Origin of the sequence: Actinocrinis sp., assembly GCF_035653575.1 — a bacterium.
Classification (GTDB): Bacteria; Actinomycetota; Actinomycetes; order Streptomycetales; family Catenulisporaceae; genus Actinocrinis.
Window position 1 is genome coordinate 1 of sequence record NZ_DASRBQ010000024.1, and the last position, 9487, is coordinate 9487.

The 9487-nt window shown below is 67.6% G+C and carries 15 protein-coding genes; all 15 read right to left on the minus strand.

Going from position 1 to position 9487, the window contains the following annotated elements:
- Window positions 1-293: 293 nt before the first annotated feature.
- The 15 genes from VFA06_RS04010 to VFA06_RS04080 all read right to left on the minus strand — a co-directional run bounded on the left by VFA06_RS04010 (window position 294) and on the right by VFA06_RS04080 (window position 9297).
- Complete coding sequence (locus tag VFA06_RS04010; RefSeq protein ID WP_324839009.1) at window positions 294-737, minus strand: hypothetical protein; 444 nt, start codon at window positions 735-737, stop codon at window positions 294-296.
- A 94-nt stretch (window positions 738-831) separates the two neighbouring features.
- Window positions 832-2964, minus strand: coding sequence for an AAA family ATPase (locus VFA06_RS04015; RefSeq protein WP_324839010.1), 2133 nt, complete (start codon window positions 2962-2964; stop codon window positions 832-834).
- Window positions 2965-3225: 261 nt separating this feature from the next.
- On the minus strand, window positions 3226-3501 hold the full coding sequence (locus VFA06_RS04020) for a hypothetical protein (RefSeq protein WP_324839011.1): 276 nt from the start codon (window positions 3499-3501) through the stop codon (window positions 3226-3228).
- A gap of 71 nt (window positions 3502-3572) precedes the next feature.
- Window positions 3573-3800: a hypothetical protein gene (locus tag VFA06_RS04025; RefSeq protein WP_324839012.1), complete on the minus strand. Its 228-nt coding sequence runs from the start codon at window positions 3798-3800 to the stop codon at window positions 3573-3575.
- Window positions 3797-4579: a peptidoglycan recognition protein family protein gene (locus tag VFA06_RS04030; protein WP_324839013.1), complete on the minus strand. Its 783-nt coding sequence runs from the start codon at window positions 4577-4579 to the stop codon at window positions 3797-3799. The genes VFA06_RS04025 and VFA06_RS04030 overlap by 4 nt, the downstream gene beginning before the upstream one ends.
- A gap of 12 nt (window positions 4580-4591) precedes the next feature.
- Window positions 4592-5167 (minus strand): hypothetical protein, encoded by a 576-nt coding sequence (locus VFA06_RS04035; RefSeq protein ID WP_324839014.1) that lies wholly within the window; start codon window positions 5165-5167, stop codon window positions 4592-4594.
- Window positions 5164-5634, minus strand: coding sequence for a hypothetical protein (locus VFA06_RS04040; RefSeq protein ID WP_324839015.1), 471 nt, complete (start codon window positions 5632-5634; stop codon window positions 5164-5166). The genes VFA06_RS04035 and VFA06_RS04040 overlap by 4 nt, the downstream gene beginning before the upstream one ends.
- Window positions 5631-5918, minus strand: a complete 288-nt coding sequence (locus tag VFA06_RS04045) for a hypothetical protein (protein ID WP_324839016.1) — start codon at window positions 5916-5918, stop codon at window positions 5631-5633. Before VFA06_RS04045 ends, VFA06_RS04040 begins: the two co-directional genes overlap by 4 nt.
- Window positions 5918-6121: a hypothetical protein gene (locus VFA06_RS04050; RefSeq protein ID WP_324839017.1), complete on the minus strand. Its 204-nt coding sequence runs from the start codon at window positions 6119-6121 to the stop codon at window positions 5918-5920. The genes VFA06_RS04045 and VFA06_RS04050 overlap by 1 nt, the downstream gene beginning before the upstream one ends.
- 39 nt (window positions 6122-6160) lie before the next feature.
- Window positions 6161-6616 (minus strand): hypothetical protein, encoded by a 456-nt coding sequence (locus VFA06_RS04055; RefSeq protein ID WP_324839018.1) that lies wholly within the window; start codon window positions 6614-6616, stop codon window positions 6161-6163.
- A gap of 174 nt (window positions 6617-6790) precedes the next feature.
- Window positions 6791-7420 (minus strand): hypothetical protein, encoded by a 630-nt coding sequence (locus VFA06_RS04060; RefSeq protein WP_324839020.1) that lies wholly within the window; start codon window positions 7418-7420, stop codon window positions 6791-6793.
- Window positions 7407-7814 carry a hypothetical protein gene (locus VFA06_RS04065; RefSeq protein WP_324839021.1) on the minus strand — a complete coding sequence of 136 codons (408 nt, stop codon included), beginning with the start codon at window positions 7812-7814 and terminating at the stop codon, window positions 7407-7409. Before VFA06_RS04065 ends, VFA06_RS04060 begins: the two co-directional genes overlap by 14 nt.
- A 2-nt stretch (window positions 7815-7816) precedes the next feature.
- Window positions 7817-8269, minus strand: a complete 453-nt coding sequence (locus tag VFA06_RS04070; protein WP_324839022.1) for a hypothetical protein — start codon at window positions 8267-8269, stop codon at window positions 7817-7819.
- A gap of 14 nt (window positions 8270-8283) precedes the next feature.
- Window positions 8284-8943 carry a transglycosylase SLT domain-containing protein gene (locus VFA06_RS04075; RefSeq protein WP_324839023.1) on the minus strand — a complete coding sequence of 220 codons (660 nt, stop codon included), beginning with the start codon at window positions 8941-8943 and terminating at the stop codon, window positions 8284-8286.
- A 3-nt stretch (window positions 8944-8946) separates the two neighbouring features.
- Window positions 8947-9297: a hypothetical protein gene (locus VFA06_RS04080; protein ID WP_324839024.1), complete on the minus strand. Its 351-nt coding sequence runs from the start codon at window positions 9295-9297 to the stop codon at window positions 8947-8949.
- Window positions 9298-9487 lie beyond the last annotated feature (190 nt).

Here is a 9487-nt window from a genome sequence, read left to right on the forward strand (position 1 = left end):
CGGTTCACTCTTCCGGACCGTCGTCCGTGTTGTATCAGTCTCCTGACCCGGCCATCGGCCGCGCGGGGTGGGGTGCGCGGCCGGCTTGCCAAGGAGGCCGGTTCCGGGCACCTTACCCGGTACGCCGACACGTTGGCCGGCCTCCTTAGTCGAGCACAGGGAGCGGATCGTCCAGCGCTCCGCCCTGTCATCAGGGTTCTTACGTTACCGGATGACTGCTACCGATGGACGTTCGGTTAGGAGCTTGCCTCCGCTCCCTGCACTTCTGAATTTATCGGAAGTGCAGGGAGCTGTCAAGCCACCTGCACCCGGAAGTTACCGACATGGAACCACAAGTAGTCGGGCGCGATATGCGGTAATGGGCTGTGAGCGAGCACGCCGCTTACGAATTCGTCGTATGCCTCGATATCATCCGTCGCGCGCCGTATACCAACCCATGAACGTTTACGGTCGTTCTCGACCAGTATCGAAGAACGCGGATGATTCTGAATGGTGATCGCGCCTAGTGGAGTGCCCGTAATCTTGATCTTGGCCGAATCAACCTTCTTAATGTTCTGATATCTGTTGTTGAAGTTCCACGTCCGGCGGAACTCCTCCAAGATCGACGATCGGTGCGCCGGGTTCGGGGCGACCGCGCCGGAGCGCCACCGCTTGAGCGTGGCCGGCTGTGTGTGCAGCCGGCGCGCTACCGCGAGTTCGCTCGCTCCGGTCTTCACGGAGGTGAGGTACGCGAGCATCTGACGTACCGTACGGGCCGGCGGGGGCGCCGCTCCCTGCTTGGAGAGCATGGCCAGTACCGCGGCGCCGAGTGCTGCTGCTCCGGGCGGTCGCTCAGCCACGGCTGGTCCGGCGCGGATCGTCGAACCACTCGGCTACCGGCCGGGTGTACTTGATCGAGAACCGGTGCTTGTCCACGTGCTCACGCATCGACTCGGGTACCCAGGTCTCCGGGTCCGCGTCGGCCGGGACCGCAAACACGATCTCGTCCGTGTTGCCGACCGCGAGCACCAGGTCCCCGGCGTCGATCGCGGCCATGGCGACGCGTCCCATCGCGGCGTAGTGCGCGCCGATGACGCCGTATTGCCAGTCCCACCGATCGACCGGGCCGGGCTGCTTGTCCGGGTCCACGATCCGCAGACACCCGAACGCGCTGTTCTGCTCCGCCTTACGCGCGGCCAGCTGCTCCGCGCTCGTTGCGGACCGGCGCTGGTCCAGCATCCACTGTCCCCACGGCGCCAGCAGGTTCTCAGAGCCCTTCCCGGCCAGAGACCACAGCACCTTCGGGACCTCGATCAGCTCCCGGTCCGCCAGCTGTGCGAGCCAATCGAGCGTGGCGCGCGGCATCAGCGCCTTCTCTCCGGCCACCAGCGGCCCGAACGGATTCGGCAGCCCGTCCCCGTGCCTCCAGCTCTGCGCGGTCACCATGAACATTCCGGCGAGCCGCTGAGCGCGGATCTCGGCGTACTCCATCGGCCCGAACCGCCGCAGCACGTTCGGCACCACCCACGCCTTCATCGACTGCGGGTACGCGGCCTTACGGTCGAACACCTTGACCAGCGAGCACCAGTCCGGGCAGCGAGCCGGGAACATCGTGTACTGATTCGGCTTGCCACCGAGCCACACCGCGTCGTACCCCAGGTGCTCCTTCTGCACATCGGGCAGCTTCCACACCGCGTGCAAACGGGACTGCTTCGTGATCTCCATGAGCTGCTGGAGCGCGCCGTTCCCGCCGGCCATCTCCGGCAGCTGCTCCGGCTCGAACGCCTCAGCCGCGCCGTCCGGCGCCGCGGCCTCGTTCAGCAGCGCGGAGGACACGTGCTCGAACCCGGCCGGAGCGCCCGCACTCGGCGCGGCGGGTACGGGCGCCGGTCGCTCCGGCCGGTCCGCCCATGGTAGCGACTCGGGTACCGGCTCCTGAGCGCGCCGGTTGGCCGGCGAGTTCGTCAGCGTCCACAGCTTCCCGGCGTAGTCGATCGTGTTCTCCTGACGCAGCCGCTGGAGCGCCCGGTCAATGGTCTGCGGGGTGGCCGGGATATCCGCGCGCAGTTCCGCGATCGTCGCGGACGGGTGCTTGGCCAGATACTCCAGGATCAGCCGCGGCGTACTGGAGTGCTGCGCCTCCGCGAGCGTGAGATCCGGAGCGAACTCCCACAGACCGCTGTGCACGTCGTACCGCATCGGGTGATCAAACGACATGCCGCGCCGGGACGCCACGTGCAAGATCCCGGTCTCCGCGCCGCGCGCCCGCTCCAGATACATGATCGTGGACACGGAGCCGGCGGAGCCCATCGACCCGGACAGCCGCTCTACCCAGTCTTCCTCCCCGCCGTCCTTCTTCAGGTGATGCAGCATCAGGATACTGACGTTGTGCTTACCGGCCAGCTTGTTGACCCACGCGGCATTCGTCGCGTCGAAGTCGTACGCGTTCTCGTTCTTCCGGTTCTTCCCGATGAACAGCTTCATCGTGTCGACACGCACATACGAGTACGGGGCGCCGGAGGCCGCGGCCTCCGTGAGCACCTTGTCCAGCAGCTCCAGCCGCTCCCGGAACGTCCCGTGAGCCGTAGGCCACTCGTGAACGTAGTCGATCAGGTCCGCCGCGCGCCCGGTGCCGTACCGGTTCTCTCCGTCGAGCACGCCCAGCGGAGAGATCGAGCGGGAGCGGTCCTGCGTGATACCCGCGTCTCCCTCCAGGTCCAGGATCAGACACCGGACCCGCTCCTGAGCGCCCCACCCGCCGAACGGCCGGCCGTACGCGAGGAAGTGTTCCCACTGCTGCGCCAGGAACGACTTACCGACCTTCGGGCCGGCCGCGAGGATCGCCGCCGTACCGCGGAACAGCAGCTCCGGAATCAGCGGCTGCGGCCGGGGAATGTCCCGGTACCGTACCTCAGACTCCGAATACCACACATTGAAGTCCTGCCACCACGCGATGCGCCCTGTACCGCCCGGCGCTTGTTCCACCCCTGTCACTGTGGTACAGTCCTCCCATCTTTGTGCTCGTGAGGGCAGCCGTCCTTACAGCAGACGCCCCCGGATTCCCAGTCCGGGGGCGTCCTGCGTAATGATCGCGGTAAGGCTGACTATAGCCCTTTTACCTGGTCTTGCTAGTGTCTTCCGGCCCATCGGCGCCTAGAATCCGCGCCCACCGCCGCGCCACGAGGAACGCCACGCCGACGATCACACCGCAGCCACCGAACCCGATCGCGGCCTGAGCGAGGTATCTCACCGGTACCCCCATTGAGTCTCGAACCGAAGGACGATCTGGTGGCCGTGCCGTTCCCTGATCTCTTGGAAGTCCCAGTACCTTGACATCTCGAACGAGTCAGCGAACTGGCCCGGCCGCAGCGGGACGCTGAGACGCGGGGTAACCGGCGCGTTGTTGACCTCCAGCCAGATCACGATCGTGTGCGGAGGGCGAGGCGCCGGCCGTTCCGCGTACGTGACCTTGTGCTCGACCCGGATCGGATTGGCCGGCCAGCTGTCCAGCGTGACCTTCATCGGCTCAGTGTCGATGGCCGGCTCCTCCGGCTGCGCTTCTGAGCGAGACTTACGCCACGGTGTCCAGCCGCTCACGTGATCACCCGAATCATGACCCGGAACGGACCGGCGTACGCCTCCGCCGCATATCCGGGAAGGACATGGCCGGATTGAGTGGCGCGGTTCTCGATCCGGTTCAGCTCCATCGTGTTCAGCGCCATCAGGACGGTACCGATCTCCGTGTCCTCATCCGCCGCGCGGTGCGTGTGGAGCTCCAGGGCGATCAGGTGTTCTCCCTCCTCCAGCGTCACGATCCTCACGACACCGGCCGTTCCCACGCGGCGGACCAGGTGTGCGGCCCGACCATCCCGTCCACCTGGAGGTACCAGCCGTGCGCGGTCGAGTCCCGCTGGAAGTCCTCGCACACTCGCCACGACTGCGGTCCATACCAGCCGTCCACGGTGATACTCCAGCCGCGCGCCCGCATCCGGTCCTGCCACGTGCTCACGTCGGCCCCATGCATCTGGGGCACACTCTCCGCGCTGTAGATCAGCGTGCGACCGGGGAAGGGGGGCGCGGAGGTGGCCGGCGGGTTGGGCAGTCCGACGATCGCCGCCGCACGCGCGATGATCTCCGCGCGCTGCGCCTTGACCGGCTCGCCGGGACAGTCCGGGTGACCGCCCCACGCGTCCCCGCCCATCCCGTGCCACCCCAGACCGCCGCGCGCCGGGTCGTCCGTGGCCACCAGAGCGACGCCGTACACGGTGTGCGCGCGGGCCAGGATCTGCGCGCACGCCTCGATCTGGTCCGCCGTGAGCTGCTGCCCGCTGTACCCCTCGTTCTCGATCGAGAGCCACCGGGCGTTGCCCGCGGCCTCCCCCCACGCCTCATCGCTGGTGTCCACCATCTGCACCGGGCGCCCGACCTTCGGCGCGAAGAAGTGCGCCGACACCTGGGAGGCCGGGTTCTGGCACCACGCGATCGAGCCGGCCTCGTTGCCCTGCTGGATGTGCAGCACCACACCTTCGATCGACTCCATACCGCCCGGCCGCTCGTTCGGCGTCGGACCGATGTACGGGGCGATATCCGACCACTTCATATCTCAGGCTCCTTAGAACTTGAATCGGCTGGTCCCGCGGAGCGCGGGTTCCACGTCGTACGCGCACAGCGGCGTACCGCGGTACAGGGTGGCCGCGTAGAGCGGCAGTTCGCGCGACTCCGGGGTGTAGAGCTTCCCGCCGCGGGCGATCAGCTTGCGCGCCCACTCGACCGTCATCTCGACCCCGTACGTGTTGATGAACTTCCCGGTGTGGTCGGTGGCCTTCAGCGGCGGTCCGTAGTCGGAGTGCATCAGGCCGGCCACGCAGACCGCGCACAACTGCGACGGGTCGAACGTCAGATCGAACGCGAGCGATTCGTCTTCCTCGTCGTCCGGGTCGGTGTGCTCGAATCGCCAGTCCGGCGGGAGCGTCAGGTCCAGCGCGCGGAACTCCAGCCGGAACGTCTGGTCGCCCACCAGCCGGAACGCGTTCGGGTCGCCGGGCTCACCGCCGACCACATCGGACCATCCTTCCGGGTCCTCCGGACGTGCCGTCAGCTTCGCCTGCAGGTAAGCCTGAAGCGAGTTCGTGTACAGATACGTCCCGCCCGGCCCGGTGAGCCGGATCTCGATACCGGGGAAGCTCATAGCTCTACCTCGCGGATGTGCAGCGCGCAGAGCGGGGAGCTGTTGAGCACCGTGATAGCGATCATCGGCAGGATGGCGCCGTGCTGCGTGAACAGCGTCATCCCGTTGACCGCATGCCGGATGCCCTGGTAAACGTCCTTCACGTGCGCGATGGGCACGCCCAGGCCGTTGCGCGCCTGGACGACCGCCTCCGGGTCCGTGAACGTCCCGACGCACATCACACAGATACGCTCCGGCGGCAGCTCCTTCATGTCGAAGGACCAGCCGCTGCGCGGGTTGGTCTCCTCCTCCCGGTCCGGGAACTCCCACAGCAGCGGCTTTTCCGGGTAGTAGGACAGGTCCACCTCCTCCAGCTCCAGCAGCTCCCGCGCCCACTCGCGCGCCGCGCCCACGCTCTTGTCCTCCAGGCCGTGCCTGGCCAGATCCCGCACGGCCTCCACGACCTTCGATGCCTGATCCGGCGTCATCGCGGGTCCTCCGGCTGCGCGAACCACGCGCCTTGAGGCGCGGCCGGGACCAGTCCGCCGCCGATCGCGTGCGCCGGCTGCGGGTACGAGGTGACGTACGGGCGCGCCGGCATCGACCCGTTGAGGCTGGAGCGGATGGCCGCGGCCACCTGCTCCAGCTCCGCGGCGACGCTTTCGGCGTTCTCCTCCGTGACGTTCAGCTCGATCGTGTCCTGACCGGTCGGCGCGAACTGGACGCGCACGACTCGAGTCGTCTGGACGTTCCACGTGAACGAGGTGTCCACTACTTCGCCTCCTTCGCACGCACGGCCTGGACCGCCGCGGACAGAGAGCCGTCGTGCTCGTTGTCCACGGCGTCCAGGCCGATCGTCAGAAGGTGGCGGATAACCGCGGTCATAGGAAGATCCATCGGCGTCATGTGCGCCTTGATCTTCTCCGCGAGCGTCGCCGGGAGCTCCAGCGACGTCTTGACTTTCGGTTCCGTCATACCCCTAGTCTTCCCTGATTACAGGAAGACTGCAAGCGCCTACCGGTGGTTCGACCCGAACCAGGTGGAGGACCCGTACGAACGGCCCTGCTTCTCCTCAGAGCCGGACTCGTCCGCGGCGGCCTCCTCCTTCTTCTCCTCCTTGGCCTCCTCCGCGGCCTTCTCCACCTTCTCCGGCGCGGCTGCGGCCTCCTCCTCAGCCTCCGCCGCAACTTCCGCCGTCTGCTCCTGTGCGGCCTCCAGCTCCATGACCCGCGCCTCCAGCCATCCGATCCGCGCCTGAGCGTCCTCCGCGTTGTACTGCGCCTCGACCGCGGCGACTTCGGCCCGGCCGGCGGTCTCCGCCGCGTACTCCGCCTGCGATGCCGCGGCCTCCGCGGTCGCGCTCGCCTCCGCGGCATCCTCGCTCGCGTGCTGCGCCTCGTTCAGCGCCGCGCCCGACGCCATGGCCGCGGCCTCATCGCCCCCGCTGGTCTCCGGGATCACTACCGTCATGCTCGCCCGCCTCCTGTGTGCCCGTGGCCTTGTCCACGTGCCGTCTCATCGCGCCGAACCGCTCGTCCAGCGCGCGCAGTACGCGCCGATGATGCCACACGAAACCGATCGTCAGCAGGATGGGAGAGGCCAGCAGGTTAGGGATGGTCTGAACCACCTGCGTTTCGAACCACCTCACTGCACCCGCCGGATATACCCGCCGTTCGCCGTGATCGAGACCGCCGCGGCGGACGGGGTGACACCCAGCACCAGCTGAGCCGCGGACGCGTTGCTCACCACGACGGGGGACTTCTGGTTGCAGCCGGAGGGGAAGAAGTTGTAGAAGTCCCACCCGACCGCGGTCATGTGCGTGGCGTCCAGCGCGAGCACCGTACCGCGGATGCCCCACGCGGCATTCGTGACCGCCGCGCCGGAGTTGGGCTGCTGCGCCCCCATGTCCAGGATGTTCGTCCCGCCGATCCCGCCGAGGAACAGCGCAAGATCGACCGTCTGAGCGGCAAGGGTCGTGGTCACCACGCCCCACGCCTCGAACTCGAAAATCTGGCCGGCCGCAAGCGACCCGGCCGGCAGCGTGTAGCCCGGTACCAGGGACTGCAACGTGGAGACACCGGTCACGGTCGCGGCGCCCGACAGGGCGAGACTCGATCCGGACTGCACCGGGCCGGCCGTCACGATCGCGCCCGTGGTCGCGTCGATCGTCACCGCGTCGCCCAGGCCGGGCGTACCGCGCCCGATGCGTACGAAACCGGGCGCGGCCGGGTTCACTCCGCCGGGTGTCCCCTGGTCAAGGTCAAGATACGGCACCTGAGCCACTTCCCATCTCTAGATACTCGCCCCACAGGGCGAAACCCCAGCTCTGATTAGCAGCGGTCACCGATACCAACTGCGCCTTGATCGTGGTCGGTCCCTGGAGGATCACGTCCACCACCTGTGATCCCGACTTCACGTTGCCCGCGGTCCCGGTGTAGTCCACGAACGCCGCGATCACGTTGACCGGGAACACGACCGGGGTGAAGAACAGCACCTGAGTACAGCCGATCCCGGAGCCGTCCAGGAACGTGACCATCCGCAGCCGGATCTTGATCTTCGCCGGGATCGGGGAGAACTGGACGACCGGGAAACCGCCCACGTCACCGGGCTGAGTCGTATAGAACAGCTGGTCCTTGTACGGAATGCGCTGATCTTCGACGTTGGCCATGGTCAGTCGGCGTACAGCTCGACCACGATACCGAGCGTCGAGAGGTTGTTCGCCCCCGACGCGTAGGCGCACCACACCGCGTCGCCGTTGTGCAGCTCCAGCGGGACGTTCGCCGGCCACAGACACGCCGACGCGGTAGACGGCTTCGGCTGCGCGTTCGTCGAGTAGTAGAACGGATTGTCCGTGGAGATGATCACGGTTCGCTTGCGGCGCGGGTCCTTGCCCAGGATCGTGTCACCGGCCGGCCCCACGACCTGAGAGAAGGGCGCGCCCGCCTTACTCGGCTGATCGTGGACCGGCTGCGGCCCGTTGAACCTGATCAGCACCGCTTCGACGTCGGGCGCCTCCTTCTCCTGGAGGACGTCGCCGATATCGATGCGCGCGGGCAGCGCGCCGGCCAGCAGCTCCCGTTCGTGCGCCGGGATCGGATGCCCGTGCGAGTTGACCTGCTTCATGCTCCCGCCCTTCCTTACGCGGCCACGACAGCCGCCGCCTTGGCCGCACTCTTCGCCGTGGTCTTGGCCGCGGAGACCACCGGAGCAGTCACCGGCTTCGCGAGCCGTTGCAGCCCGATGAACAGGATGACACCACCCAGCACGACTTCGAGCACGCGCACCAGCGGAGGCGTGTTCGAGGTGGGCACCGGCAGCCCCTGAGCGGTCTTCACCAAAGCAGCCGCCGCTATCTGCGCGCCCACGTCCGCCAGCAGCGTGTCCGCGTCCTGCTTCGACGGGGCGGAAGCGGCCTTCTGCCCGCGGCTGAGGAACGCCCCGTACGCCCCCGAGGTGTAGGTCACCCACGGCTTGAACGAACCCGACTCGTTGTAGACCTCAAGAGCCATCTTCAGGTTCTGATCCGGGAACGCCCACGCCACCGGCCCCGACAGCGGCTGGAACAGCTCCTTGTGCGCGCTGTAGTTGATCTGCGCGACGCCGTAGTCCCCGGCGTCCGAGACCGCGAAGCAGTCCCCGCCGGACTCGGCAAGGCAGATCGCGACCATCGTCGGGACGGCAGCCGCGGCGAACCCGGCGCCGGCCACCAGATACGCCAACGCGCCGTCCGTCGCGACCGCTTTCGCCCCGGCCGGCCCCGGTGTGGGAGGCGCGCCCGACGTTCCCGCGGTCGCCACGGCTTACCCGTTGCCGTACATGTCGGGCGTACGCACCGGGCCGCCCATCCCGCCCAGGTTCAGCTTGCCCGTCGCGGGATCGACCATGTTCGCGTGCCGGTGCCACCACGACAGGGCGATGGTCATCGCGCCGCCGATGATGAACACGGTCGGGTCCTTCGCCAGCAGCGAGATCCCGCCGACCACAGCCACCGACACAAGGCCGGCCTGCTTCTCCGCAGCCCACAGATGATCGTCGTTGTGGCCGCCGACCCGCGCGTCCGTGATGTTCGGCAGCGCGTGATCATAGACCACCCATACGACAGCCGCGGTCGCGAGCCCGACCGGCAACGAGACTTCCGGACGCAGCGCCATCCCTTTTCCCTCATCCCTACTTCGGCAGGACCCAGACGACATCGCCGGGCTGTATGTTCGTGGGCTGACCGCGCTTGGCCTTCAGCGCCGCGTTCTTCGCATCGTTCCAGATCGCAACGTAGTTCGTCGATCCCGAACCGTACCCGTAGTGCTGCGCGATCCCCCACATCGTGCTGTTCCACGGCGCCGG

Coding starts and splice junctions, on each gene's coding strand:
- VFA06_RS04030 (WP_324839013.1), bottom strand. CDS start 4,579: ATGAAGTGGTCGGATATCGCCCCGTACATCGGTCCGACGCCGAACGAG.
- VFA06_RS04050 (WP_324839017.1), bottom strand. CDS start 6,121: ATGACGGAACCGAAAGTCAAGACGTCGCTGGAGCTCCCGGCGACGCTC.
- VFA06_RS04010 (WP_324839009.1), bottom strand. CDS start 737: ATGCTCGCGTACCTCACCTCCGTGAAGACCGGAGCGAGCGAACTCGCG.
- VFA06_RS04020 (WP_324839011.1), bottom strand. CDS start 3,501: ATGAAGGTCACGCTGGACAGCTGGCCGGCCAATCCGATCCGGGTCGAG.
- VFA06_RS04065 (WP_324839021.1), bottom strand. CDS start 7,814: ATGGCCAACGTCGAAGATCAGCGCATTCCGTACAAGGACCAGCTGTTC.
- VFA06_RS04040 (WP_324839015.1), bottom strand. CDS start 5,634: ATGACGCCGGATCAGGCATCGAAGGTCGTGGAGGCCGTGCGGGATCTG.
- VFA06_RS04070 (WP_324839022.1), bottom strand. CDS start 8,269: ATGAAGCAGGTCAACTCGCACGGGCATCCGATCCCGGCGCACGAACGG.
- VFA06_RS04035 (WP_324839014.1), bottom strand. CDS start 5,167: ATGAGCTTCCCCGGTATCGAGATCCGGCTCACCGGGCCGGGCGGGACG.
- VFA06_RS04080 (WP_324839024.1), bottom strand. CDS start 9,297: ATGGCGCTGCGTCCGGAAGTCTCGTTGCCGGTCGGGCTCGCGACCGCG.
- VFA06_RS04055 (WP_324839018.1), bottom strand. CDS start 6,616: ATGACGGTAGTGATCCCGGAGACCAGCGGGGGCGATGAGGCCGCGGCC.